Here is a 26293-nt window from a genome sequence, read left to right on the forward strand (position 1 = left end):
TTAGGACCACTATGGCCACGCCGCCAAAAATCCCCGGCCTGAATGCCTTTCGCCAGGACAAGCCCGGAACCCGCAGGCCCGTAACACCACGATTAGTTACAGCGGCTGCCAGGCTCCTCTGGCTTGCCGCGATCATGCAGATTGTTGCAAGCGTTTTTGCCCTGATACATGCTGCCTCACCTGATAGACGGGCAGCTCTGGAAGAGCAGATTGCTGCGATGGCCGGCAAGACGCCCAGCATCGAAGCCTACCAAAACATGGGTGTGCTCACAGTGGTCCTGGCGGGGCTGGTGACAGCCGGTGCTTATGTATTTTTCAGCTTTTACCTGACCCGTGGCAGAACGTGGGCACGCTCTGCTAGTGGGGTCCTCGTAGCGCTGACACTCATACAGCTGGTGGGCGTCAGCTACCCGGAAGGGTTTACTACCTTGGCCCAGGTGGTTTTGGGTGGCGTGGCAGTATCCCTGTGCTATTTGCCTGAATCCAGTAGGTTCTTCGCCCAGGTGAAAGCGTCCCGCTCCTAGCCGCGCCCTTTGCTAGGCTCTTTGATGGGCATTTTGAGCACTGGCGTGGGGGCGTCTTGTGGAACGATGATCAAAAATACCTTGCCGTAGCCGCTGGCGCCCGCAAGTTGCAGAGCCTGGTCAGCGGAAGCCGCCACAACTACCAAGCCCTCAACGTTCTGGGTAGCCAGAAGCGTGTTTGCCGGGGCCGAATCTGGTATCCAAAGAACAGGGACAGCCGCGGCTAGTACCTCGTTGCGCACGGGTCCGTCCAATGCTTCGGAGCGGCTGAGCACCACCGTCACTAATTGGCCCTGGCTCAACAAGGCAAGCGTTGAGGGATCGCTGACCCGCAAGGGGACAGCTGCCGTCCCCGGAGGTGAGCCTATGAGGAGTTCATTGCCCAGCAGCGAGGCATCTGTCAGGACTTCGCCCCGCCGTACAGGGCCAGAGAGTTGGCGGCCCTGCCATACACTCTGGCGCGAATCCTGAGTTAGAGTCTGCGCCGGATACTGCGCTGGAGCTTGTGGCCGTTCCTGTGGCAGCCCTGTGGTCTTACTGGGGCTCGGGGGCCCGGCCAGGTCCGGCGAAAACGCCCCGTCTGGCACCATGGCGTGTGCCACGGCTGCCGGCACTACATCGGCGCGACCAAGAGTGTGTCCCGCAGGTAGATCCCGCGATGCCAGAAGAACCTGGTCAGTTGCTGCTGCGGAGGGGGTCAGTAGTTGCACGCTCAACGCAGCAGCCAAGCATAAAAGTAGTGCTGCCAGTAGCCGTTTGCGGCGCTTGGCAACCCGCAGCAGCCTCGCAAAAGCAGTGGGCCGTGAGGAGTGATTCGCCCAGCTATTCCACTGCCACGAAGGGCCTGGGAAGGACATTGCTTTTGAGGGAGACCGGGCTGTCTTCATGAGTCCACGGTAGGGATTCCCAGGGCACTAAAAAAGGTGCGCTAACGGGATTGTGGAGAACTCAACCGCGGTTGCACCTGTGAGGGAAGTAGCAGTTCTAGTACTTGGGGCAGAGAATTTTTTGGCAGGATTCTAGCCTGGGTTTCACCCGCAGTGAGGTTAGCCCGGGTTCAACCAGTGCGCGGATTGGCAGCGAGTCTCAGCTGGTCGAGCTGCCAGAGCTGGCAGCAACAGGAGTCTTGGACGGGCTACTGGGAGCGCTTGCCGAGCCTGAGGAAGCAGATTCTGAGCCAGCTGAGCCGGCACTGGATCCGGTTGTTGCAGAAGCGGCGGCAGGCACGGAACTTGAGGTGCTGCGGGAATCAGTACGGTAGAAACCTGATCCCTTGAAAACCACGCCCACAGAGTTGAACTTTTTGCGCAGCGTGCCGCGGCATTCGGGGCAGACACTCAGGGAGTCCTCGGAAAAGGTCTGCTGGATGTCAAAAGCGTGGCCGCAATCTTTGCAGGCGTAAGCGTACGTGGGCACTGAAGTTCCTCCTGGATGCATGCTTAAGGACCTTGTAATTGACAGCGATTCGGCTGGCAATCCACGGTCCCTAACACTAATTCTATCACCGGCAGTCACAATGCCTTGTGGGGAGCGTTGCCTGTGGGAAACATTAGAGGAGGGCGTCATTGCTGTACCTCGTGGTTGGGCCTAACTAGCTGACTCGGGCAGTAGCTGCGGGCTTAGAGAATTGCTGCTCGGCCAAGGGGAATCCAGGCTGAGGGAGTCAACGCATAGTTGACGGGCATATCGAGGCTGTTGTGTGGGAGATCTCCGGCGGGCAGGAATTCATTGTCATAGATCACTGCAGCCAGCGGGACTCCGGGGGAACGGGCCAGTAACCTGTCGTAGTAGCCGCCGCCTTGGCCCAGACGTGCACCTGTTGCATCTACCGCCAACGCCGGAACAATGATTGCCAGGACCTGCGCCCCGGCACCTGCCGAAGCTGGCGCCCCAGAAGGTGCCGCCGAAGAGTCGCCTGCGAGTTCCTCGTAGGAGGCGCGGGGGCCGCACGGCTCCATAACGGGGGCGAGGGTGCTCCTGACGAGTTCGGACTGGGGGTCCCACCGGACCCAACTGAGCTGAAAATCGGGTTCGCACACTGGTACATGAACCTTGTAGCCTGCCGCAGTGCAAGCCCGCAGAAGCTCCGCAGTGGGGGGCTCGTGAGCTGTTGATATATAGGCAAGAACAATCATGCCGGGATGGCTGCCGTTCAAGGCGGCGAGCCATTCCAGAGTCACTCTTGCCAGGTGGGCGCCGTCTGAACCCACCGTTTCGGGGCCTACGGCGGAATTGGTGCCCGCTCGGCGTCGTGCTCTAAGGCGGGCGCGCAAGGAAACTTTGCTCGGGAGGGCCACTGCGCTCCAATCAGTGCGGGGGAAATGATGTCCAGATTACAATAGCGGGGGAATTCTGCGGAGTTCGGTTACTCTTGGGGCATGACTTCTGCACAGCATGTACGTAAAGCGGTAATTCCAGCAGCTGGTTTGGGGACCCGATTCCTGCCCGCGACCAAGGCCATGCCTAAGGAAATGTTGCCTGTTGTTGACAAGCCTGCCATTCAATACGTGGTTCAGGAAGCTGTGAACGCCGGACTGACCGATGTTTTGATGATTACAGGGCGCAACAAGCGCGCCTTGGAAGACCACTTTGACCGGGTTCCGGTCACCGAGCAACTGCTGGAGGAAAAGGGCGATCGCGAACGTCTCGCGGCGGTCCAGCATGCCACCGACCTCGGCGAAATTCACTATGTCCGCCAGGGTGACCCCAAGGGTCTGGGGCACGCAGTGTTGCGCGCCAAGACTCACGTGGGCAATGAGCCGTTTGCGGTTCTGCTCGGTGATGACTTGATCGATGAGCGCGATGAACTGCTGACCACCATGATCGAAGTTCAGGAACGTACCGGCGGCTCCGTGGTGGCGTTGATTGAAGTTCCTGCGGAGAAGATTTCTTCCTATGGCTGTGCCGATATGACAGTGATCGAGGGGGAGAACTATGTTCGGGTCAACCATCTGGTGGAGAAGCCCTCTCTAGAGGAAGCCCCGTCCAACCTGGCCGTCATTGGCCGCTATGTGCTGCACCCGGCAGTATTTGAAGTCCTTGAACACACGGCACCCGGACGCGGCAATGAAATTCAGCTGACCGATGCACTCCAAACCCTGGCAACTATGGAGGGCGAAGGCGGCGGGGTCTACGGTGTGGTGTTCCGCGGCCGCCGCTACGACACGGGAGATAAGCTCAGCTACTTGAAGGCTGTTGTGACGCTGGCCTGCGAAAGCGAAGATCTGGGCGAGGATCTACGCGAATGGTTGGGCGAATTCACCGCCGAACTCAAGGCATAACTGCGTGTGGGGGCAGGCCATCTGGCCGGTGACTTTGGAATGCGGCGATTTGATCCTGCGCCCCATCAAGATTCGTGATCAACGTGAGTGGACACGGGTACGCACACGCAACGCTGCGTGGCTGGAACCTTGGGAAGCAAGCAGCCCCGCAGGGCCGGACCAGCTTCCCACCTATGCGGGAATGGTCCGCGTCCTGAACCAACAGGCGCGGCAGGGATCGGCGCTGCCATTTATCATCACGGAGCGGCAGCCAGGCACGCCGAAACCAGCAATTGTTGGGCAATTGACCGTTTCCTCCATTGTGTGGGGATCTGCACTGTCAGCCACCTTGGGCTATTGGGTGGATCAGGGCCGGGCAGGCCGGGGCATTGCGCCGACAGCTGTTGCCATGGCCACCGACCACTGCTTTAAGGTGATGGGGCTGCACCGGATGGAAATCAACATTCGTCCGGAGAACGCCGCGAGTTTGCGTGTTGTGGAGAAATTGGGCTTCAGAGATGAAGGTTTGCGTCCCCGCTACCTGCACATCAATGGCAAATGGGCGGATCATCGGAGCTTTGCGTTGACGGACGAGGAAGTTCCCGAGGGAATTCTTGCCAGATGGATGTCCCAGTTCCCCTGAGCTGGCCTGAGTCAGCCTGAGTTGGCCTAGCGTGCAAAGTGCGCAAGTATGAAATATGGCCTCTCTTGTGAAGCCGGGGCGTTCACATAATGTAAGAAATGTCAGTTTTTCTGCCTTGGCGAGCGACACACCGGCAGTAATGCTGGGAGCGTTCTGTTTCCCCTTTAGGGTTGAAATGTGGCCGGGCACGCACAACTGGTCCACACCAATCCAGCAGTTGCAGGAGACGTCAATGGAAAGCATTACTTCCGACGCCCACACCCACGTGGAGCCGGAACCTTCAACCGCCGTGCCCTCGGCAGCTGGGAATCCCCTGCAGATCCGCTGGGGCCGAACACTTTTTGCCTGTCTTGGCCTGGTGGCTCTTGTGACGGCAGGCATTTCTGGGGCGTTGACAGTTTTTTCCCTCGGCTCTTCCGTATTTGCCTGGACGTCACTGGCCGTTTTTGCTGGCGTGATCGTAACCCTGCGTTCTCTTGCTGTTAGGGATCAGACTGCCCGTAGGAATGCCCGGAATGCGGCACGGGCCATAGCTTCGGCGGAGTTCGAGGAGACCGCTTCGCCGGTCCCGGAACCCCGAGAAACAACTCTTTTTGATGGTGCCGAAGGTGCGCCGCCTGCTCCGGCGCAAAAGCCGCTTACTGCTGAAGAATTGCGGGCCGCAGCGATGCGCGTGGCAGCCAAGGGCAGCGCCGATGCCAAGCTGGCGCACACGCAGACATTGGCGGAAGGGGAGCTGGAAACGGAGACCTGGGAGCCCGTTGAAGTTCCTGTGCCTGGCTATGTCAGCGCTGCCCGGGCGCTGAGCCTGGAGAAGCCGCTAAATCTTCCGGAAGCGCCAAAGTCTGCCGGAACCTCCATCAAGGCCGATCAAGCCGGAGTGGGCACGGCTACCGGGCGCGAGGGTGTTGCGGTAGTTCCGGATGTTCCGCTCAACGAGGATGAGGTTGGCGCAAAGGCCGCCCCTGCACCGGGTGAACGCAGTCAGTACGCCTTGAACAACCTAGATGACGTGCTTCAGCGCAGACGCGCTTAACACTGAACCTAGTTAAAGCAGAACAGCCGAATCCTTTGGATTTGGCTGTTCTGCTTTAACGCTGTTCTGTTTTAACCCCGGGGGCGTACTGTGAGCAGCATGGTGAATTTGGCTGTGGCAGGAGGAACCGGGCTCGCCGGCCGGGCGGTGGTGGCCGAGGCCATTGTTGCCGGGCACAAGGTACGTTCCCTGAGTAGACACATACCCCCAGCTGATCAGCAGGTGGCGGGGGCGGACTATGTTCGCGCGGACTTTCGCTCAGGCGTTGGAGTGGCAGAAGCCTTGGACGGGGTGGAGGTCATCATTGAAACCATGGACGCCCGCTCCGGGGCGGCGTTGAAGGCGCTGCCGGGGATGTCGGTTGCGGTTCTCGACTCTGCCGCTCGGGCAGGGATACGGCGTTGCGTGCTGCTGACGATTATCAACGCGCGTGAATGTGCCATGAGTTATTATCAGGTGCAGGCGGCGCGGGCCCTCAGCTACGAAAAATCAGAGATGCCCACAACCGTGGTTGAGGCTACCCAATTCCATAACTTGGTGGCAGGGATTTTCTCGGCGGCTTCCAGAATGGGAATCATCCCTGCTTTCAGGGGAGTCTGTTTCCAAGCAATTTCGACGGCGGACGTGGCGGCTGTTTTGGTGGCGGAAGCGGGGCGTGGCGGCCAGGAAAAAGTGAGTGTCCGTGCAGGGGGACCAGATGTCCAAACTATGCATGAGATGGCCCAAATCTGGAAAAGCGTCACCGGCAGCAAAGCAGTTATCTCACAGTTACCGCTGCCGGGTTCCTTCGGCGCGTTCCTGCGGGCAGGGCGAAACTTGATCCCTGACGATGTTGCTGGGGCCGTGGAGTTCCGTGAATGGTTGGCTGGCCACGCGGCCGGCTGAATCTGGCAGGCCTGCGGCGAAGACTTTGGAGCCTGGCTCTTAGGTTCGTTCCGTGCTGTGTCCACAATGCGCGAATCCCTGCGATTCCCATGCGGGCTAATGGCGATTTTGTCTCCAGCAACATTATGGGTTTATTCTGGAAAATGACGGGATCCGCGTGCTTGTGGAACTTGCCAGGGGCTATGGCGCAGTTGGTAGCGCGCTTCGTTCGCATCGAAGAGGTCAGGAGTTCGAATCTCCTTAGCTCCACCCATAGAGAAGCTATCTGACTAGGCTAAACGCCAGTCAGAGGTGCTTTTTCATGCCGCAAATAGGGGAGCAAAAAATGCGGCGCACCGCAAACGTACCGCAAAGACTCCCGTGCGCGACGCAGAGAAGCGCCCAACCCACTTGAGTATGCAGTGGGCGCGGCGCTGTTATATTCTTCGGCGGAGCCACGGAGGCGGCGACTTGGCGGAGGTCAATGCCGCACGGCCACGGCCCAGCAGGATGGGGGTGATGCCTACGTGGAGCCGATCAATCAGGCCGGCCTTGAGGAAATCGCCTACAACGCTAGCCCCACCGCCAATCCGCACGTCCTTTCCTCCTGCAGCGCCTTGTGCCATAGCCAAGGCCTCGGCGGGCGTGGCTGAAATGAAGGTGAAGGTGGTTCCTCCCAGCATTTCCAGCGATGGCCGCTGCGAGTGCGTGAGTATAAACACCGGTGCCCTGAACGGTGGCTCCTCACCCCACCAGCCTTGCCACTTGGGATCGTCCGGGAAGTTGTGCAAGCCAAACATTCCGGCGCCCATGATCTCAGCGCCAATCCCCTCGAAATAAGCCTCTGCATAACGGTCGTCGACGCCGGTTGTGCCGCCGCCGCTCTCATCGTGCAGCACCCGCTGGCGGAACGTCCGGGTCGCCGTGTACGCCTGGACAAGCCGGCCCCAGTCAATGCCAAAGGGATTTTTCAGGGTTTGGTCGGTGGTGGTGGCGTATCCATCCAAGGAAATATTCAAATCTGCGCGAACAGTCATCACTTCTCCTGACAACTTCTCCTGACAAAAACTAGGGTGCTTCCATCTGAAATCACTGTAGTAGGGCGCGGGATTGAGTCAAGCGGGAGGGTCAACTCGCTCTCGGCCCAGCTTTCTGGCGGCGATTACCAGCATGAGCGCCGCGGCAGCCGTTGATGCGGCCACAACAGTCTCGGTCCACCGCGCCGTGTCATGAGATTGGCCCGCAATCATAGGCGCAATCAGATACGTGGCGATGAGATAGCCAACCATACTTGAACCAATCAGGAACAGGGCGGCGGCTGAAGCAGCTGGCGCACGGCGCAACCACCGTACTGCCAAAATAATCAGCCCTAAACCAGGCAGCCACGCCAAGTCGAGCCATTGATACAGCGGGGAAGCAATGCCTGCCATACCGGAGAGGAGAGCATGAGTTCCCATGAAGGTGAAAATTCCAGCCACCACAAGGACTACCATCACCTCCGCTGCGACGAGCGTGGCGGCGAAGACTGCGGCAATCACTTTGCCGGTCCCGTTGGGCGCCGTCGCGGCACTTCCGCCCGCTGCCGCGTTCCTTTGTGGCAGGACTCCCAGCAGTAGGACTCCTAGTGTCATGACGAGAATACCGACGGCCTGAATGAGGAGGCCCACCCCTAAAAGCTGGGCTGCCGTACCAATGGCTACCCAGTCGTACCAGGGGAAATAGTAGTCATAGACGTGGTCCTCAACTGAGAGGTCATCGGACCCCAAGGAGCCGCTAAAAATAACCCAGCGCTGGAGTGAGGCGGCGCATTGCAGTGCGGCAGAGCAGAAAAATATCCCCGCTGCTACGAGCAGGCAAATGTTCGAAGCCTTGCGCAAGCGAACCTTCCGCTCTGCCAGGGGGGAGGTGCCGTTATCCAGCATGTGCTCACCATAGCACCGGCCATAGTGACGTGACTCACAGCTGGTGTGCACCGCCCGTCAACCCCTCCGCCGGTGCGCTTTAGTCCTGTGCTTGGTGGCTCAGTAGACTTGCTTCTATGGAGGCCCTTGCATTGACCCGACGCGAGACGTGGTCAGTGGCCGGTTCCCCTCTTCTGCGTGGCAGCCTCATTGCCCTGATGCTGATCCTCGGGCTGCTGGCCATGCACGGCGTCCACAGGAGCGCCCCCGCCGCATTTCAAGCCACACCTTTTCACGCCACACCTTTTCACGGCACGACGGCGGACTCCTCCAGCATGCACGGAGCGGGCCCTGCCGTGATGAGTGCAGCCGCTGACACCGGAGTTTTCATTGCCCCGGATGCCATGTGTGCCAATTGTCCATCCGGGGCGCTTTCGATGACCGTCAGTTGCGTTGCCGCCGTGGTTCTTGCTTTCCTGCTGCTCCTGCCCGGAATCCTGACCGGCCGCCTCCGGCAAGCGCCGCGCGCCGGACCACCTCCGCACGTGCATGGCCTTCCCCGGCCCAGTACCCCTTCTCTGAATTTCCTTTGCATCAATCGATGCTGAGGGGTAGAGCTCTTGCGCCCTACTGACACCTCTTCATTGATCAACAAGGAACACTCATGAATCAGAAAATTACCCGCCGTGCCTCCCTTTCCGGAGCTATCGCCATGGCTGCAGCTTCAATGCTGTTGTTGGCAGGATGTTCCACCCCGGCACCCACACCTTCGGCTGTCAGCGCCCCACCGAGCGCTGCCACAGAACTCATTGCTGAGCTCGGCTTTGAAGGCAAGAGCGCCAAGGACGTCATCACCGAACTGGACACCCTGCCTGTGGCTGAGCGTTCCAGCGAGCTGATGGCGTCAATCCGGCCAGAAGCATTGACGCTGCGTGATGCCGCAAATCGTGAAGCTACCCTGCCCATGCCAGCCAACGAATTCTACGTTTCCGTGGCCCCGTATGTGAGCCAAACGCACGAATGTCATTTCCATAGCCTCACCACCTGTCTGGGCGAGTTGGCGAACCAGGAGGTGGAAGTCACCGTCACGAATGATGCCACCGGTGAGGTCCTCATCAAGGAAGCGCTGCACACCTATGACAACGGCTTTTTGGGGTTGTGGCTGCCGCGAGGAATCGACGCTACCTTGACCTTGAACCAGGGCGGCAAGAGCGCCACGCAGGTGCTGTCCACTAAAAACGCTGACGACCCCACCTGCGTCACCACCACGCAACTGAGCTAATAAAGAGATTCCTGGCCCTGTTCACGCACCCAACCGTGGGCATAACATCCTTCCATGGACTGGAAACTGGAACTTGTGTTTGCGCCGGCCTCTGACGTGGATAGGGCCAAGTATTTTTTATGTGAATAAGGTGAACTTCAACGCTGACTATGACGAGCGCCCCGGATGCGGATTTCGTTTTGTTCAGCTGACCCCACCTGGCTTGGCGTGTTCCATCTGCCTAGGGGAGGGGCTCACCAATGCTGCTCCGTGCTCCGCACCAAAGCTGCAAATGGTGGTGGCAAATATTGAAGCTGCTCATGCCCAGTTCGCCGCCACCGGTGTGGGCGCCACCGGTGTGGACGTCACCGGTGTGGACGTCCACACCTGGGGCAGCTTTGTTTACTTCGCCGATCCCGACGGCAACAAGTGGGCCGTGCAATCCATGGCCAGCCGGTCCAACGGCTGACTCTAACCCGCGTTATGGCGCAGAAGTGCCCTCTGCACGCCCGGGCAGGGAATCTCTGGAAGACTGCGGCTGTGATCCGGGCCTATAAGTTTCTTTCACTGCGCTCACATCATGTAGCATTACCAAGCCGTTACTTTTAACGGTTGTCATCGGGATTGTAACTTTCGGCAATAACCTGGGACGCCACGCCTCATACATCCATATGTAAGGGGCGATCCGTCTGTCTTTGCCCGAGGAATCATCCGTGACTTCGCCCTGTGAGGGCGCCGCCATTGCCGCCCGCCCCGCAACATGTGCGTCCTTTTTGGAAAAATTCGGTTCTCCTCGGCTCAGATGCTGGCTTCGACGACGTCGTCAAGCCTAGAGCGAAGGGAATTGTAGTGTTCAAGCAACTTTCAAAGATCGGCAAGGCATTTATGCTGCCGGTCGCCATTCTTCCGGCAGCTGGTCTGCTGCTGGGTATTGGCGGGGCACTGTCCAACCCCACCACGGTGGCCGCGTACCCGTTCCTGGACAACAACGTTCTGCAGGGCATCTTCGGTGTGATGTCTGCAGCCGGTGCCACCGTCTTTGACAACCTGGCGATCCTGCTCGCCGTTGGCCTGTGTATTGGTCTGGCCAAGCGAGACAAGGGCACCGCAGCCCTTGCCGGCGTGGTTGGGTACCTGGTCATGGTGGCCACCATCAAGTCACTGTTGGATATCTTTACCCCTGACGCCCCAGCCATTGACACCGGTGTTGTTGGCGCCTTGGTGGTGGGTGGCGCGGCAGTTGTTCTGCATAACCGCTTCCATAACATTCAGCTTCCGGCCGTGCTTGGCTTCTTTGGCGGTTCCCGCTTTGTCCCTATTGTGACGGCCTTTGCCGCCATCTTTGTAGGGGCCCTGTTCTTCCTTATCTGGCCGCCAGTCCAAATGGCACTGGTCAGCGCCGGCACCGGAATTGCCGGGATGGGCGCCTTTGGCACCTTCTTGTACGGCACACTGCTGCGCCTGAGCGGTGCCGCCGGACTGCACCACATGATCTACCCCATGTTCTGGTACACACCCCTGGGCGGCACTGAGCTTGTCAATGGTGTTCAGGTGGTTGGTGCACAGAAGATCTTCTTCGCCCAGCTCGCTGACCCTAACCATGTTGGCTTGTTCACCGAAGGGACCCGCTTCTTCGCAGGCCGCTTTGCCACCATGATGTTTGGCCTGCCCGGCGCCTGCCTTGCCATGTGGCACTGCATCCCCAAGGGCCGCCGCGCCAAGTACATGGGCTTGTTCGCCTCCGTTGCCTTGACCTCCTTTGTCACCGGCATCACCGAACCCATTGAATTCATGTTCTTGTTTGTGGCCCCGGTCCTGTACGTGGTCCACGCCATCTTTGACGGGCTCTCGTTCCTGATTGCGGACCTGCTCAACATCAGCATCGGTAACACCTTCTCCGGTGGCCTGATCGACTTCCTGCTCTTTGGCGTCTTCCAAGGCAATGACCGCACCAACTGGATCCTGCTCATCCCCGTGGGCGTGGTGTGGTTCTTCCTCTACTACTTCACGTTCAAATTCATGATCAAGAAGTTCAAGTTCGGCACACCCGGCCACCTGGAAGACACCCTCGGGAACGACGACGACGCCACGGCGGATGAAAAAGAGCTGGTTCCTGCCATGGCCGGTGGAATGGCAGCAGGTACTCCCATTCAGCAGGAAGCTGCACAGATCCTGATTGCTTTGGGTGGGGCCGAGAACTTAGAAGAGGTTGATGCCTGCATCACCCGCCTGCGGGTTTCCGTCAAGGACCCCGCCCAGGTGGACAAGGAGAAGCTGCGCAAACTTGGCGCAACGGGCGTCTTTGAAGTCAGCGGCGGCGTACAAGCCGTGTACGGCGGGAAAGCCATCCTTTACAAGAACGCAATTAATGAGAGTCTTGGCCTTGACGACTAATATCCTGGCCTCCCAACCATGCAAGGAGTCATTCACATGCTGAAAATGTTCAAGAAAAAGGGCGAGCAGATTTTCTCCCCTGCAGAGGGTACCGTGATGGCGCTTGCCGACGTTCCCGATCCAGTATTTGCCAGCGGCGCCGTTGGTGCGGGATTCGCCGTCGAACCGTCCGAAGGTTCCTTCCGCAGCCCTGTAGACGGCGAGTTGATCTTGGTGGCCAAAACCCTCCACGCCTTTGCCGTGCGCACAGATGCCGGCGCCGAAATTTTGGTCCACATTGGCATGGATACCGTGAAGCTCAAGGGCCAAGGATTCACCGGGCACCGAGTCAAGGGTGATCGTGTCCAGAAGGGTGATCTGATCATCAGCTGCGATCTGGCACAGATGAGCGCATTGGTTCCCTCCATGGTCACCCCTGTCCTGCTGACCAACGGCACGGCCTTTGCCATTGCGGAGACTGAAATCGGTGCGGACAACAGCGCTCCGGTGCTCACGGTTCGGAAAAAGTAGCATGTTGCCCCGCACGGGAACTGGCTGCGAGTTGGAGATGGCCGGAATCGCAGCATCATGGAACTGAAGCCGGGTGAATCCGCCACTATCAAGAGGGTTTACAACAACAACGTGTTGCTGGCCGGGCTCCCTGATGGCAGCGAGATGGTGCTGGTGGGCAAGGGCATTGGGTTCAACCACCGCCAGGGGGAAACTGTAGATGTTGAAGCGGCTGATCAACGATTTGTGCCCGACGGCAGCTTCGCCGCCAGCCATGGCGCTGGCGTTCTCGGAGACGCGCCGCTGGAACAAATTGAAGTGGCGCGGGAAATCATGGCGATGGTCCAGGCAGAGCTGAGGCTTGAGCCCCGGCTGTCATTGCTGGTGCCCATCCTCGATCACATGGGTTTCGCTGTGCAGCGCGCCCGTGAAGGGATCAAAGTTGACTTCCCGCTCCGCTGGGAAGTGGCACAGCTTTACCCGGCAGAGGGCAATCTTGGCCGGCGGGTTGTTGCCCTGATCAAGGAGCAGCTCGGTGTCCAACTCCAAGATGAAGAGTGGGTGGCGTTCGCCCTCCACTTCGTCAACCAGCAGTGGTCCACGTCCGACTTTTCCAAGACAGTTTCCATGACCGAGACCATCGCCAAGGTTTTCACCCTGCTATCCGTGCGGTGGCAGAGCAACATTGATGAAAACGCACACAGTGCCGCTCGCTTTGTCACCCACCTGCGTTTCCTCTTTGCCCGCTCGGCCAAAGCCACCACCTCAGCCGTACTAGGGGTGGATGTTTTTGAGTCGGTGCGGCAGGCCTACCCGGAAGCCGCTGAAGCAGCGCTTGAGGTGGCCGAGCTCATTGGAGAAGCCCTGAACCGGCACCTCGGAGCGGACGAAGTTTCTTATCTGGCACTGCACACGAGCCGGCTCTACGTCGAAATGCTTAAAACGGAGAACTCACCATGATTGACAACGCTAGCGCCATCACCGGAACCGGTGTTGTGTCAGGGCTCGCCTACGCTCCGGCACAGTGGGTGAATCCCGAACCCGAGCTGGCCTCCAAGTATGAAGCCTTACTCGTGGAGGACGTCCGGGATGCCGAGGCAGAGCGGTGGAAAGCTGCTGCCGAGATGGTGGCGGCACGTTTGTTCCAGCGGGCAGCCACGGTTTCTGGAGCGGCTGCCGAAGTCCTCAGCGCCACCGCAGCGCTGGCTGGTGACCGCGGTCTGCAGCGAGCCACGCTGAAGATGATCGCTGCCGGTTCCACGGCGGAGGCTGCCACCGTCGCCGCGGTAGGCGCGTTCATCGTCAAGTTTGAGAAGTTGGGCGGGCTCATGGCGGAGCGGGTTGCTGATCTAGGTGATATCCGCAACCGCGTGGTCTCTGAACTGCTGGGCCTGCCAGAACCTGGAGTTCCCACTCCGGCGAGCCCCATCATCCTCTTGGCAGATGATCTTGCCCCGGCGGATACGGCAACACTTGACCCTGCCCTGATCCGGGGCATTGCCACCAGATTAGGCGGGCCCACCAGCCACACCGCCATCATTGCCCGGCAGCTGGGCATCCCCTGCATTGTTGCTGCCGCAAACCTGGCAGATATTGTGGACGGTTCGGTGGTGCTCCTTGATGGTTTCGCAGGGACAGTGGAACGGGGGACCGTGCCGGCCGAGTCGGAGAGCAAGGTTTTGGCCGATGCCGAACGCCGGCTCGCCATCCAGTCCTGGCGAGGTCCGGGGCGGACCAAGGATGGAACAGCAATCGAAATACTGGCTAATGTTCAAGATGGTGCCGGTGCACGCATCGCGGCCGGATATCCCGCCCAAGGCGTGGGGCTATTCCGCACTGAACTGTGTTTCCTCTCCGCCCAAAGTGAACCCTCGGTGACCGAGCAGGCCAGTATTTACGGCGAAGTGCTGGCTGCCTTCCCGGGACAGAAAGTTGTTTTCCGCACGCTCGACGCCGGATCGGATAAGCCGGTGCCCTTTGTCTCGCACCCGGATGAAGAAAATCCTGCCTTGGGTGTGCGTGGCATCCGGCTCGGCAACGTGGAGCCCGGAATCATAGAGCGCCAACTTGACGCTCTAGCGCTGGCCGCCGAGCAGCAAGGTATTGCCGGCGCCAAAGTCATGGCACCCATGGTTGCCACCCTCGATGAGGCGCGGAACTTTGCTACAGCATGCCGGGCACGCAAGCTCTCGCCCGGGATCATGGTGGAGGTGCCCTCCGTGGCGCTGCTGGCAGATGCCTTCATGGCAGAGGTGGACTTCTTCTCCATTGGCACCAACGATCTGACGCAGTACACCATGGCGGCGGACCGGATGGCACCCTCCCTGGCAGCACTGACAGATCCTTGGCAGCCAGCCGTGCTGGCGCTGATCAGCTTGAGCGCCGCCGCCGGAATCCGCAGCCAAAAGCCTGTGGGCGTGTGCGGGGAGGCGGCGGCCGACCCACTGCTCGCCTGCATCCTGATCGGCCTGGGTGTGAGCAGCCTGTCCATGGCCCCGGCAGCACTTGCCGGTGTAGGCATCCAGCTGGGCGAGGTAACACTGTCCCAGTGCCAAGAAGCTGCCGAAGCCGTCCTGCGCACCACCACCACTGAGCAGGCCAGGGCAACGGCCCGCGAGATGCTTTCACCAACCATCCATAGCAAATCCAAGGAGTAAGAAATTATGGCCAAGCAAACAGTCACCGTTGGATCATCCGTGGGCCTGCACGCCCGCCCCGCAGCCGTCATCGCGACGGCGGCAGGTGCCTACGATGAGGAGATCCTGCTCAGCATTGACGGCGAAGACCCGGTGGAAGCCACCTCCGCGCTGATGATCATGACACTCGGCGCGGATTTCGGCATGTCAGTGGACGTTGAGTCGGAGAACGCTGACGCGGTTGCCGAAATCGCAGCACTTATTGCCAAAGATCTGGATTCCTAAAACCGTTCACCACTACACCCCCGGTCTGCAGACCGGGGGTGTAGTAGCTTCCGCGCAGGACGTGATTTGACGGGGCGCAGCTTTGAGTCAAACCAGAAATGGGGAGTCCCTGAGGCGCTACCGCTCGGTACGGAATATGTGGTGGAGTACGCAACGAAGCAGTCTTACCATTGCTTCTGGAAGCTATGGCAAAGTGCAGATAAGGCAGGGATCTCTATGATCTGGCTTGGGAGGGCTAGTTATGGAACCAACTCCATGCCAGGCGCAGACGCATCAAACGCTTGCAACTCCGCTCTTCGCCAGAGGTCAGGGGGTCGCGGTGTTAGCTGTACTTCAGGCAATCGTTGAACTGCCGTGTAACCCTCAGTTTCTTGATGGATGAAGAGAACGTCATCTTTGAATACAATGGCGGCCCACCGACTGCGCTGAGGTCTTCGCAGAGATGAACTAGCACCTAGATCTCACACCGGGTAGAGCTCACCCTTGTTTAGCCCGGAGATTGCCAAGTTTTGGTACCCGGCACTGGGCCACGCCCGCCACAAACCCCATCGCCGGGCCCGCAGATCAGCTCGGTACCGGAGGTCGGGGCACCATTTTTATGGGCTTCCGGTTCCGCGCTCGCCACAAAATCCGCATCGGCCACCAAGTCCGTGCCCGCCACCAAGTCTGGACCCACTACAAAAGGCCACATCCCTGAAGGTGGCTGCCCTCCATATGCCGCGAACTTCGGATCCACTGTGATACTCCCTGCCGGCCGCGCAGGCAGCCATCTCCTTGGGCGCCACAACAAATGTTGTGCCCAAACGTGTCTTCGGAGTCGGGCGCCTCATGGATTGCATTGGCGCCCAGGACCGCCTTGACCGCGGTGAGGTTGCCGTGGCCACGTCCTGCATGGACTGATGGCCCGAGCGGAAGGTGTACTTGTTGGCGCCGGTGACCGCGTCAGTGGCTGCGGGGCCGGAAATGTACAGGACCTTGTTCTGCTCGGCCTGCCCAACAAGTTTCAACGCAATGCCGAAGGAAGCGGTCCCGGCGAGGATCCTGTAATCCTTACCGATGAATTCCTTGGCAACAGTCAGCCTGGTCGGGATCCCCGCCGTCGTCGTGGTAGGCGATGTTCAAGGCGGTCTCGCCTACCCTGTTGCTCCCCTTGATGGCGTAGTTCAGACCAGCCTGCAGGCCCTCGTAGTTGGCGTCACCGTGGACGGAAAGGGGTCCTGTCTTGGAGTGCAAAATGCCGATGTTTACCGCTGCAGGGCTGTCGCTGCTTTGCGTCTCGGTGCCCGGAGTTGTGCTCGGTGCACAGGGGAAAGGGTGAGACCGGCGGTTAGCACCGCAGCGGTGAGGAACTTATTCGTTGCCGTCACCTCAGTGGCCTTTCGTTGCGGGTAGGCCCGCCGATGGAACTTTTCCCGGATGCAGATGGGACTGGAATAAGTCCGTAACCTCAAAGGTGATTCAGATTACGTAAAAGATAGCATGCGGCGCATCCATCCGGTCACTTGGCGCCCTGCCACGGGCCCTGCCACGGTGCCCAGCGAAGTGGTCAAGGTAGCCGGCCCGGCCCAAAAGCGTCAGGGGAACTGACTATTGTGGAGGTTATGGATCTTTCCCTTATCCCCTATGTGGAGTATGCGGCCCTCAGGGACCTTGTTGGACCGGCGGCAGTGCACCGCGGGCTTGACTACTCCAGCAATGGCTATGTTCACAACATTGCGTGGGTTGAAGAACGGCTCCAATTACAGTGCCGAGTCAGCGGAAGCCGGGGAGAGACCTACACCACTAGTGCTTCCTTTGCGGATGAGCCCAAGGGTGCCGTCCTCACCGGAGGCGCGTGCAGCTGCCCGGTGGGCTGGAATTGTAAGCACGTGGCGGCCTTGGTGTTTTCCAGCAACTTCATGCTGGAAGAAACCGATCCTGCGGGGCTACCCGGCACGGCAATCGCTCCCGCCGCCAAGCGAATCGCCACGAAGAAGCCTGCCACCGAGCAGACCGGCAAGGTCCAAGCGCTCATGCCCAAAACAAAGAAGCCGGTTCCTGTCCAGCCAGCGCTTTGGGAACAAAAGCTTGAAGCGATTCTCCACCCACCAGTGGTGGCTGCGCCCTCGTATTGGGGCCGGATGCAGGCCGTGGGTGCTGGGGAAACCACAAGTCCTCTGGCGCTGCAATTTGAGTTGCTCGAAGAACCGGTGGATCCCTACGCAGCCCGGAGCTCGTCGCGGAAGAAGTCAAAAACCGGCCGCGTCAAAACCGAGCAGAAGCCGCGTGTACGGCTCGGGGTGCGCCCCGTCATGCGCAACGAGGCAAACAAGTGGGTTGTGGGCAAGCTCGCCTGGGACTCCATGCACCAGTTTTATTACATGGGTGGTTTGAATCCGGAGCACAAGAAGTGGCTGCAGGTCTTTGACTCCCTCTTTAAAACCACCAGAACCGGTTATGGCACTGGCAAGTGGATGTGTCTGGATGACTACAATTCGCCCCTGTTCTGGAACTTGCTGGCCCAGGCCCGTGAAATTGGTCTGGACTTTCTCACGTCGCGAAAGTCCACCACCGTCACGTGGGCCGCGGAGGTTGACGTGAGCACGGAGGTCATCTCCACGGATGACGGCGGTATCCGCCTGGCCGCCCATGCAAACATCAACGGAACCGTGCTTGACACGGCCATGATGGGCACCCTCGGAACACCCGTTCATGGCATCTTCTGGTGGACCGGCGGAAACGAAAAAACCGCCCTCACCCAGCGCAATATCCATTTCGCGCCGGTCAAAGGAGCCGTGGGGGAAGCGCTGAAGTTGCTGATCGAGGGTAGGTCCCCGGTGGACATCCCCGCAGCCGCCCGGGAGCGCTTCCTCACCAACTACTACCCGCAGCTGCGCCACAGCATGGACCTGCGTTCTCATGACGGCAGCACAGGACTGCCGGAAATACGGGACCCGGAACTTGTCCTGACAGCCGTTCATATTTCGCCGGTTCCGGCCACTAAACCGGACCGGAGGCGCAAGGGCGCCACCCAGCCTGCCAGTCAGTCCGCCAAAGCAACCGGGCCCGCTGTGGAGTTGCACTGGCACTGGGAATACGTTGTTGGCCAAGCGACCACCAGATACCCCATGGTTCACGACGGCACCGGTCAACGTGATGATGCGTTCGAGACCCGGCTGCTCCAGAATGTGGTGGAGGCGCTCGTCGATTTCCCCGCAGCCACCAGGGAATCCTTTCCGCACCCACCCAGCATGCATCCGGGCAGCAACGAGCCGGTGCATCTGAAGGATGTTGCCGCGGCCAGATTCAGCACCGAGGCGCTGCCCGCCCTGGCCGGCCTCGAGCAGGTACGCGTGGACACTACCGGTTCGGCGCCGGACTATAAGGAGCTGACGGGGACCCCGCAGATTGGCATTAGCACCCGTGCAACGGGCGACGGCGACTGGTTTGATTTGGGTGTCACCGTCGCCTTGGGCGGGGCGGATATTCCGTTCGGCGAGTTGTTCTTGGCGCTGGCTTCGGAGGAAGAGCACCTGATGCTGCCCAGTGGGCACTATTTTTCACTGGACCAGCCCGAATTTGAGCAGCTGCGCCGGCTGATCGAGGAAGCCCGGAGCCTGCAAGAACCCGGGGAGTCCTTAAAGATCAGCCGCTACCAGGGCGGGCTGTGGGAAGAACTTAAGGAACTGGCCACCACGGCTGAGCAGGCGCAGGCGTGGGAGAAGTCCGTTTCCGGGCTGCTTGAACTGCAGGAGGTTGCCGCAGTTCCGGTCCCGGCAACACTTCATGCCTCACTGCGCCCCTACCAGCAGGAAGGATTCAGCTGGCTGGTGTTCCTGCATGAGCATGGCTTGGGTGGGGTTTTGGCCGATGACATGGGGCTGGGCAAAACACTGCAGACCCTGGCTCTGATCACCCATGCCAAAGCAACGGCGCCCCACGGGAACTCGCTGCCGTTCCTCGTTGTTGCACCTACCTCGGTAGTGTCCAATTGGGAGGCCGAAGCCCGCCGTTTCGCGCCCAGCCTGACCACTACGGCCGTCACCGATACCCTGCGCAAGAGCGGCAGCGATGCCGCAGCATTGGTGAGCGGGGCCGACGTCGTAATTACCTCCTATGCACTCTTCCGCCTGGACAACGAGGCGTACGCGAGCCAAGCGTGGGCGGGGCTGATCCTTGATGAGGCCCAGTTTGCGAAGAACCACCTCACTAAGGCAAACCAGTTGGCGCGCACTTTCCCTGCCCCTTTCAAGCTGGCGATTACCGGCACGCCCATGGAAAACAACCTAATGGAGCTGTGGTCACTTTTCGCCATCACCGCCCCGGGGCTGTTCCCCTCGCCCACCCATTTTGCCGACTACTACCGCAAGCCGGTGGAGAAGGACGGGGACGCGCAGCGGCTTGCGCAATTGCGGCGCCGCATCCGGCCACTGATCATGCGGCGCACCAAGGACGCCGTTGCCAAAGAGTTGCCGGCCAAGCAGGAACAGGTTCTGGAACTGGAACTCGCGCCCCGGCACCGGGTCATTTACCAGCGCCATCTGCAGCTTGAACGTCAAAAAGTCATGGGCCTGCTGGGGGACATGGACAAGAACCGCTTCGCGATTTTTAAATCTCTCACCACGTTGCGGATGCTCAGCCTGGATGCCTCGTTGGTGGATCCGAAGTATGCCAGTGCCCCGTCCAGCAAGCTCGATGTGTTGTTTGAACAACTCGAGGACGTGGTGGCTGAGGGGCACCGGGCACTGATTTTTAGCCAATTCACCTCATTTTTGGGCAAGGCCAGGGAGCGTTTGGATGCGGCGGGGATTGAGTACGCCTATCTGGATGGGAAGACCCGCAAGCGCGGTGAGGTGATCGAGGGGTTCAAGTCCGGGACGGCGCCGGTTTTTTTGATCAGCCTGAAATCGGGAGGCTTTGGTCTAAACCTGACGGAAGCGGACTATTGCTTCCTGCTGGATCCGTGGTGGAACCCGGCCACCGAGAACCAGGCCGTGGACCGCACCCACAGGATTGGGCAGACAAAAAACGTCATGGTGTACCGTCTGGTTGCCAAGGACACCATCGAGGAGAAGGTCATGGCGTTGAAGGAAAAGAAGGCAAAACTGTTCACTTCCGTCATGGATGATGATTCCATGTTCTCCTCCGCCATTACCTCCGAGGACGTGCGGGGACTCTTTGACGCGTAGCGGCCGAGGACAGGAAGGCCACCATGGGGAGCTCTCTCCATGGCAGGACTAGATCGGGGGATGTAGCCTCAGAAGCAAGATAGCTCAGTCTAAAGTCAGCGAGGCAGTGGTGGCGCAATTCCTTGGTTCCGACGTAGGCGAGCTACGTGGTTTTGCTAAAGACATCTCTTCTGCGGCAGATGATCTGGACCTGGTGAGCAAAAAGCTCACACAACTGATTGTGCAGAATCGTGGCTGGCAAGGCCCTGATGCCCAGCGGTTCACCAGCCAATGGCACGGTAGGAACCGTCCCACGCTGGCAAAAGTGGTTCAAGGACTTCTCACCACGAGCAGGGAACTTCGGGTGCAGGCGGATGAACAAGAACGCACCAGCCTGGCTGCAGACATTACGTCCCTAGGTGGCGCAACGTCCCCGGATCACTCAAGTTCGCGGTATCCGGACAGGGGCAGTGCCGATCTCAGCGAGCAGGCGTTGGCGGACTTGAAGGGATTGGTGGATAAGGCGGCGGATACCGATAATATTTTCCGAGGTAACGATGCAGACATTGAAAAGCTGCGCAAGGCACTCGATGAACTGACCCCCGCAGAACTGGATCAGTTGCTTGCGAGCCTCTCTGACCAGGACCTTAACGCCCTGGGCCAGGCGCTTGCCAAGGACGGCAAGGGTATCTTCAACTGGGAAGGAACAACTCCGTTTGAACGTCAAATGCTGCTGGAGAAGATCCTGTCCAAAGCGTCACCCGAACAAGTTGCCCGGATTAAGGAACAAATTCCGTGGGTCCAGCCAAACGCTGTTGCTCAAGGTGATGCTGCACGCCCAGGCGGTGCTAACAGCGATGATTCAAATGAGTGGATGAATCCCTCCGGGCCCGTAGTGGGCGCTCATCCGGGCAAGGATGATATCAGCCAAGGCGGTTATGGCGACTGTGTTGTTATGGCCGGACTTGGGACAATAGTGGATAGGGACCCAAACTGGGTCCGGGATCATGTGGTGGACAACGGCAACGGCACTGTTTCAGTCCAGCTGTATGACAAGAACGGCAATCCCCAATGGGTGAGCGTTACCAATGATCTTCCAGCCGCGGACGGCGGAGCGCAGAAGGGGGCCCAGCCAGGGGTCAACGGGAATTGGCCCGCGTACGTTGAGAAGGCCTTGGTGCAGGTCTATGGCGAAGATGACAGCAATGATGGCACCAACAGCCACGGAGTCAAGGACAAGATTTACGGGCCGGGCGAATACCGGGCTATTGAAGGAAACTACGGCAAGGATGCACTGTCGTATCTAAGCGGAGATGATATTTCCACCATCACTTCATCCCAGCAGTTGTGGTCTGCTGTGGAGAATGGGCAGCCTGCAATTGTGACAACCAAGTCCGAGTTACCCGACGGCGCTCCCGACGGATACGTTGCCGGCCATGCCTTCTTTGTTGACGGAATGGATGCGGAGGGCAACATTATTTTGCAGAATCCCTGGGGCCCAGACAGGCCGAAGGTGCACATGAGCCCCAAACAATTTGAGGAAATGTTCGGTAATGCAAGTATTGTGGCGCCATGATGGTTCAACACCGGCGTTTTCTGGCCACGGCAGTACTGGCTGCATGCCTGAGCTTAGTGGCATGCTCCACGGGTTCTGCGGCTGATCCAACAATAAAGGTAAAGGAATCTTCCATGACAGCAAGCAATGACGGCTGCACCGGTGAAGGACACTACACGCTCGCAACGTCCGCAGTGGGTCCGGTGCCAGCGCTTCCCGCGTCCACTCTTGGAGCCGGCTATACTCCAAAGATTGGCCTGGTCGGCACGAAAGTGAACGCGAAGGTGCCCACCGTCAGCCTCATGGTGTGGGCCAATGAACCCAAGCCCTCAACGGATGAAACTTTCAAGGATCTGGCACTCGGGGACGAACTGACGTTTCGCGGATACACCCTGAAAATTACCTCTATCTGCCCCGGCAATACCCAATTTGATCTACTTGCTCAGGCCGAACCGACAGACTAATGAAAGGGGCGACGGCGGTTGCCGCACCCTTTTACATCCAAGGTGCGGCAACCGCCGTCGTACTTCAGTAATTCAGGCTGCTGCTTAGAGCAGTTCGGCGCGTAGCTCGGCGGCGGACTTGGGGGAGAGCAGACCGGGTGCCACATCGAAGACCGTCTTGGCGCCGAACTGGCCGGCCTGGCTCATGCGGTGCACGGCGCGGGCGTAAGCAACCAACACGCTGGAGGTGAACTCCGGGTTGCTTTCCAAGGCGAGGGAGTACTCAATGACCTGGGCGTGCTCATCCGTAGTGTTGCCGCTGCGAATTACAAAACCGCCGTGCGGCATGGCTGCGTGGTCACGGGCCAGCTCATCAGCGGTGATGAAGTTGACAGTGGTATCGTACTGGTCAAAGTAGTGTTCCATGCCCACGATCTCAGCGCGCACGGCATCCTCGGAGGCGCCATTTGCCAACACCACAAAGCATTCGCGGGTGTGCTTCTGGCGCGTGGTCAAAACCGGGCGTGAGCCGCTACGGACCTCTTCAATGGCGGCCTCAGACGGGATGGTGTACTGGACGCCGCCGGAAACGCCAGCCACACGGCGGATGGCGTCCGAATGTCCCTGACTCAGGCCGCGACCCCAGAAGGTGTACGTTTCGCCGTCGGGCAGCAACGCCTCGCCGTAGACGCGGTTGATGGAGAACATGCCCGGATCCCAGCCTGCGGAGATCAGCGCGGTCTTCTTGTTCGCCAAGGCGGGGGCGTCCACCGCGGCGAAGTGCTCAGGGATGCGCGCGTGCGTGTCAAAGCTGTCCACCGTGTTGAACAGGGCAGCCAGTTCCGGGCCCTGCTGAGGGAGGTCAGACTTGGAGCCGCCACACAGGATCAATACGTCAACGTGGTCCCCGTGCCCGCCTAAGTCGTCCATGGAAAACACGGGAGCACCGGCATTCAACGGCACCAGATCTGAGGGGTTGCGGCGTGTGTAGATGCCCACCAATTCCATGTCAGCGTTCTTGGCAATGGCTGCCTCAACCCCGCGACCTAGGTTTCCGTAACCGGCAATTCCAATACGAATCGGCGCACTCATGAGTTCTCCATCCAGTCCTCGGGCCGCTCTGCGTTGACGGCCTCATCCACTGGCATTAACGGTACCGCCTACCGCCTTGCCAGCGCACAGTGGAACCGGCAGGCGGACAGGGAAGCCAAGTGCCGGCGTCGTGCCGGGGGCCGGCGTAGTGCTTGGGGAAAGTGGCGTGCCGGGGGATAACGGCGTGCCGGCCGGGAAATCAAACCTCGTTGAGCTGCTGTTCCAAGAACCCCAACGTCTTCTCCCACGCAATCCGAGCTGCTTCGGGGCGGTACATGGAGGTGTTGGAGTCGTTGAAGAATGCATGACCGGCACCGGGGAATACGGTGGGGCGGAAGTCAACCCCCGCTACCGCCATGGCTGCGGTGAGCTCCGGGAGAGCGCCCATCAAGCCGGTATCTTCCTCACCGTAGAAGGCAAGTATTGGGCAGGTGATGCTGTAAAGCTCGTCACCAGCGAACGAGGCATGGCCGTAGAAGGGCACTGCCGCAGCCAGCCGCGGCTCTTGCATGGCCAAGGCAAATACGTAGCTGCCGCCAAAGCAAAAACCGACGGCCGCCGTCCGGTCTGCACCCTCAGGTGTTGCCTCTAAGTATTCAAAAACAGCGGCAACCCCCGCCGTGATGGCCGCGGCCTTTTCTGGTGAGTTCAAGGGCGCCATGGCGGCCCGGATCTTCGGCTGCACCTCATCTTGGGCACTATGATCCTTGCGGCGTTCGCCCAGCTCCGCCAGCAGTACCGCATTCAAGCCTGCCAACCCCATCAGATCCGGTGCCACAGCCAGGTAGCCTTCCGCCGCGAACCGATCGGCGACCTCGCGGATGTGCGGGACCAAGCCCCAAATCTCGTGGATGACCACCACGGCACCCCGGGCGGGGCCTGATGGTTCAGCCCGGTACCCCTGAAAATCCTGTCCTGCTGCAGAAAAATCAATCATTGTGCCCATAGGTCAACACTGGCACGCTCGGGCGCAGCTTTCCAGAGGTCTGGGGAACTTTCGCACACCCACAATGTTGCCTATGCGCACGCGGGCGGCACACCGGCCACCAGACCCACCCCGCCTGGCGGTAAACTTGGTGTGGGTGTTTTCCCTGCCCCGCCTCACCACCAAAGGACCACACCCATGAGCTTGATCCGCCTCAACGACGTTTCCGTGCGCTTTGACAAGGTTGCGGTGCTGCGCGAAGCGTTCTTCAAGCTCGAGGCAGGGGACCGGGTGGGACTGATTGGGCGCAACGGTTCCGGCAAGTCCACGCTCCTGAAGCTCGTCATGGACCAGGTGGAGCCCGATTCCGGCACAGTCGCCGTGGAACTGGGCACCAAGATTGGCTATTTTTCGCAATTCTCTGAGCTCAACGGTTCTTCCACCATCCTGGAGGTACTCGAGGAAGTCTTCGCGCACGTTAAAGAGGTCGAGGCGCAGCTGGCCGAGATTGATGGTGCGCTCGCCGTCGATCAGTCCGAGACGGAGATGGACCGGCTCATCCACCGCCAGTCCGAACTTTTTGCCGACATGGACCGGCTGGATGGCTGGGATTACCAGCGTTCCATTGACAAAGTTCTGACCACGCTCGGCTTCAACGAGGCCCACCGCGTGTGCGCCATTGATGAACTCTCCGGCGGCTGGCGTAACCGTGCAGCGCTGGCCAAGATCCTGCTCGAGGCACCCGATGTGCTGCTGCTCGATGAGCCCACCAACTACCTTGACGTGGCCGGCGTGGAATGGCTGGAGGGCTGGTTTAAGAACTTCCAAGGCGCGGCCATCATCGTCTCACATGATAGGAAATTCCTGGACTCCGTGGTCACGCGCATCATCGAGGTGGAGAACTTCCATCTGCACGAATACCCCGGCAGCTTCAGTGAATATGTGGTGGCCAAACAGTTCCGGCTCAAGACCCTGGAGAGCCAGTTCATGCACGAATCTGAACTGCTCGCGTTCGAAGCCGAGGGGATTTCTGACCGCCGCGAGGCCTCCAAGGCGGCGTCTAAAGGTCTCGATTCCAAGCTGTCCAAGATTAAGAAGTCACGTGCGCCGCGTCCCGTGGACAAGATCATCACCGAGATTTACGGCGGCCTGCATGTCAAGGATGTGCTGTGCCGGGTGGAGTCGCTGAGCAAGTCCTATGGCGAGCGGACGCTGTTCAGTGACCTCAGTTTTGAGATTCGCCGCGGCAACCGGATTGTGGTGCTCGGCGCTAATGGTTCGGGCAAGTCCACGCTGCTGCGCGCCCTGACGGGGGAGGAAGAGGCCGACGCCGGTTATGTCACCTGGGCGAAGGGTGGCGGGCTGGTCTCCTACAACCAGGTTCTGGCGGATCTGGACCCGGAGGACACCGTCACGCACGCGGTCAACGCGATGCCTGACAGCCTTGCCCTGACAGCAACAAAGAAGTCCGTCAACCGTTTCCTGGCCATGTTCCAGTTCTCGGAAGCTGATTTGAAGCAGCGGATCGGAGCGCTCTCGGGTGGTCAGCGCGCCCGCGTTGCCATGGCCCAGTGCCTGCTCTCCGGCGCCTCGGTATTGGTGCTCGATGAGCCCACAAACCACCTGGACATGTCCAGCACTCAGGTCATGGAGCGGGCCCTCTTGCACTTCCCGGGCGCCGTTTTGGTGGTCAGTCACGACCGCTTCTTCACTGAGAAGATCGCCAACCGCCGCCTCGTTTTCAACCCGGACGCGCCCGGGCAGATTGACGTACGCATGGGCTAGCCGCCTGGTTTTCGTTGCCGGGCGCATGGGGTGGGTTCCCGTTCAGTGGATCG

General features: G+C 59.7%; 25 protein-coding genes, 1 tRNA gene and 2 pseudogenes. 20 read left to right on the plus strand and 8 right to left on the minus strand.

The window, feature by feature from the left end:
* Positions 1–11: 11 nt before the first annotated feature.
* Positions 12–524 (plus strand): hypothetical protein, encoded by a 513-nt coding sequence (locus RY113_RS16645; RefSeq protein ID WP_110105622.1) that lies wholly within the window; start codon positions 12–14, stop codon positions 522–524.
* Here RY113_RS16645 and RY113_RS16650 read toward each other — a convergent pair.
* Entirely contained in the window at positions 521–1411 is an 891-nt protein-coding gene (locus RY113_RS16650) for a hypothetical protein (RefSeq protein WP_315915497.1), read from the minus strand. The genes RY113_RS16645 and RY113_RS16650 overlap by 4 nt on opposite strands.
* Positions 1412–1515: 104 nt before the next feature.
* Here RY113_RS16650 and RY113_RS16655 point away from each other — a divergent pair, with 104 nt between their 5' ends.
* Positions 1516–1785 carry a hypothetical protein gene (locus tag RY113_RS16655; RefSeq protein WP_315915524.1) on the plus strand — a complete coding sequence of 90 codons (270 nt, stop codon included), beginning with the start codon at positions 1516–1518 and terminating at the stop codon, positions 1783–1785.
* Between the two features lie 14 nt (positions 1786–1799).
* On the opposite strand, the pseudogene RY113_RS16660 reads toward RY113_RS16655, so the two are convergent.
* Positions 1800–2090 (minus strand): annotated as a pseudogene (locus RY113_RS16660) (FmdB family zinc ribbon protein); the annotation flags it as partial.
* A 53-nt stretch (positions 2091–2143) separates the two neighbouring features.
* The gene (locus tag RY113_RS16665; protein WP_315915498.1) at positions 2144–2704 is read right to left on the minus strand and encodes a 5-formyltetrahydrofolate cyclo-ligase; all 561 of its coding nucleotides are present in this window, start codon (positions 2702–2704) and stop codon (positions 2144–2146) included.
* Positions 2705–2902: 198 nt separating this feature from the next.
* Between RY113_RS16665 and galU the strand changes: the two genes are divergently transcribed.
* From galU to RY113_RS16690, 5 genes are all read left to right on the plus strand, one after another.
* The gene (galU, locus tag RY113_RS16670; RefSeq protein WP_315915499.1) at positions 2903–3805 is read left to right on the plus strand and encodes a UTP--glucose-1-phosphate uridylyltransferase GalU; all 903 of its coding nucleotides are present in this window, start codon (positions 2903–2905) and stop codon (positions 3803–3805) included.
* Between the two features lie 4 nt (positions 3806–3809).
* Entirely contained in the window at positions 3810–4427 is a 618-nt protein-coding gene (locus RY113_RS16675) for a GNAT family N-acetyltransferase (protein WP_110105626.1), read from the plus strand.
* A 232-nt stretch (positions 4428–4659) separates the two neighbouring features.
* Positions 4660–5463 (plus strand): hypothetical protein, encoded by an 804-nt coding sequence (locus RY113_RS16680; RefSeq protein WP_315915500.1) that lies wholly within the window; start codon positions 4660–4662, stop codon positions 5461–5463.
* Between the two features lie 99 nt (positions 5464–5562).
* The gene (locus RY113_RS16685) at positions 5563–6348 is read left to right on the plus strand and encodes an NAD(P)H-binding protein (protein WP_315915502.1); all 786 of its coding nucleotides are present in this window, start codon (positions 5563–5565) and stop codon (positions 6346–6348) included.
* Between the two features lie 176 nt (positions 6349–6524).
* Positions 6525–6597, plus strand: a tRNA-Ala gene (locus RY113_RS16690).
* Between the two features lie 167 nt (positions 6598–6764).
* Here RY113_RS16690 and RY113_RS16695 read toward each other — a convergent pair.
* Together RY113_RS16695 and RY113_RS16700 are read right to left on the minus strand one after the other, a co-directional pair.
* A complete protein-coding gene (locus tag RY113_RS16695; protein ID WP_396334256.1) occupies positions 6765–7364 on the minus strand; it encodes a dihydrofolate reductase family protein in 600 nt (199 codons plus the stop codon).
* A gap of 78 nt (positions 7365–7442) precedes the next feature.
* Positions 7443–8249, minus strand: a complete 807-nt coding sequence (locus RY113_RS16700; protein WP_315915505.1) for a hypothetical protein — start codon at positions 8247–8249, stop codon at positions 7443–7445.
* Between the two features lie 116 nt (positions 8250–8365).
* Between RY113_RS16700 and RY113_RS16705 the strand changes: the two genes are divergently transcribed.
* The 9 genes and pseudogenes from RY113_RS16705 (at position 8366) to RY113_RS16745 (ending at position 16193) form a co-directional block, all read left to right on the plus strand.
* Positions 8366–8836: a hypothetical protein gene (locus RY113_RS16705; protein WP_315915506.1), complete on the plus strand. Its 471-nt coding sequence runs from the start codon at positions 8366–8368 to the stop codon at positions 8834–8836.
* Positions 8837–8892: 56 nt separating this feature from the next.
* Positions 8893–9510, plus strand: coding sequence for a CueP family metal-binding protein (locus tag RY113_RS16710; protein WP_315915507.1), 618 nt, complete (start codon positions 8893–8895; stop codon positions 9508–9510).
* A 54-nt stretch (positions 9511–9564) separates the two neighbouring features.
* Positions 9565–9958, plus strand: a pseudogene (locus RY113_RS16715) (glyoxalase).
* Positions 9959–10338: 380 nt separating this feature from the next.
* A complete protein-coding gene (locus RY113_RS16720; RefSeq protein WP_110105632.1) occupies positions 10339–11883 on the plus strand; it encodes a PTS transporter subunit EIIC in 1545 nt (514 codons plus the stop codon).
* A gap of 36 nt (positions 11884–11919) precedes the next feature.
* Complete coding sequence (locus RY113_RS16725) at positions 11920–12393, plus strand: PTS glucose transporter subunit IIA (RefSeq protein WP_110105633.1); 474 nt, start codon at positions 11920–11922, stop codon at positions 12391–12393.
* A gap of 57 nt (positions 12394–12450) precedes the next feature.
* Positions 12451–13332: a PRD domain-containing protein gene (locus tag RY113_RS16730; RefSeq protein WP_110105634.1), complete on the plus strand. Its 882-nt coding sequence runs from the start codon at positions 12451–12453 to the stop codon at positions 13330–13332.
* Positions 13329–15029: a phosphoenolpyruvate--protein phosphotransferase gene (gene ptsP, locus RY113_RS16735; protein ID WP_315915510.1), complete on the plus strand. Its 1701-nt coding sequence runs from the start codon at positions 13329–13331 to the stop codon at positions 15027–15029. Before RY113_RS16730 ends, ptsP begins: the two co-directional genes overlap by 4 nt.
* A gap of 6 nt (positions 15030–15035) precedes the next feature.
* On the plus strand, positions 15036–15293 hold the full coding sequence (locus RY113_RS16740) for an HPr family phosphocarrier protein (protein ID WP_110105636.1): 258 nt from the start codon (positions 15036–15038) through the stop codon (positions 15291–15293).
* Between the two features lie 774 nt (positions 15294–16067).
* Positions 16068–16193 carry a hypothetical protein gene (locus RY113_RS16745; RefSeq protein ID WP_315915512.1) on the plus strand — a complete coding sequence of 42 codons (126 nt, stop codon included), beginning with the start codon at positions 16068–16070 and terminating at the stop codon, positions 16191–16193.
* 150 nt (positions 16194–16343) lie between these two features.
* Here RY113_RS16745 and RY113_RS16750 read toward each other — a convergent pair whose 3' ends face one another.
* Positions 16344–16526, minus strand: coding sequence for a hypothetical protein (locus RY113_RS16750; protein WP_315915513.1), 183 nt, complete (start codon positions 16524–16526; stop codon positions 16344–16346).
* Positions 16527–16894: 368 nt separating this feature from the next.
* On the opposite strand from RY113_RS16750, the gene RY113_RS16755 reads away from it, so the two are divergent.
* The 3 genes from RY113_RS16755 (at position 16895) to RY113_RS16765 (ending at position 22459) form a co-directional block, all read left to right on the plus strand.
* On the plus strand, positions 16895–20461 hold the full coding sequence (locus tag RY113_RS16755) for an SNF2-related protein (protein ID WP_315915514.1): 3567 nt from the start codon (positions 16895–16897) through the stop codon (positions 20459–20461).
* A gap of 106 nt (positions 20462–20567) precedes the next feature.
* Entirely contained in the window at positions 20568–22016 is a 1449-nt protein-coding gene (locus RY113_RS16760) for a C2 family cysteine protease (RefSeq protein ID WP_315915515.1), read from the plus strand.
* Between the two features lie 113 nt (positions 22017–22129).
* Positions 22130–22459: a hypothetical protein gene (locus RY113_RS16765; protein WP_315915516.1), complete on the plus strand. Its 330-nt coding sequence runs from the start codon at positions 22130–22132 to the stop codon at positions 22457–22459.
* An 84-nt stretch (positions 22460–22543) separates the two neighbouring features.
* Here RY113_RS16765 and RY113_RS16770 read toward each other — a convergent pair whose 3' ends face one another.
* Together RY113_RS16770 and RY113_RS16775 are read right to left on the minus strand one after the other, a co-directional pair.
* Positions 22544–23530: a diaminopimelate dehydrogenase gene (locus tag RY113_RS16770; RefSeq protein WP_110105641.1), complete on the minus strand. Its 987-nt coding sequence runs from the start codon at positions 23528–23530 to the stop codon at positions 22544–22546.
* Between the two features lie 199 nt (positions 23531–23729).
* Complete coding sequence (locus RY113_RS16775) at positions 23730–24476, minus strand: dienelactone hydrolase family protein (protein WP_315915517.1); 747 nt, start codon at positions 24474–24476, stop codon at positions 23730–23732.
* Positions 24477–24653: 177 nt separating this feature from the next.
* On the opposite strand from RY113_RS16775, the gene RY113_RS16780 reads away from it, so the two are divergent.
* Complete coding sequence (locus tag RY113_RS16780; protein ID WP_315915518.1) at positions 24654–26240, plus strand: ABC-F family ATP-binding cassette domain-containing protein; 1587 nt, start codon at positions 24654–24656, stop codon at positions 26238–26240.
* Positions 26241–26293 lie beyond the last annotated feature (53 nt).

This window comes from Arthrobacter sp. lap29, from assembly GCF_032458965.1.
Taxonomy (GTDB): Bacteria; Actinomycetota; Actinomycetes; order Actinomycetales; family Micrococcaceae; genus Specibacter; species Specibacter psychrochitiniphilus.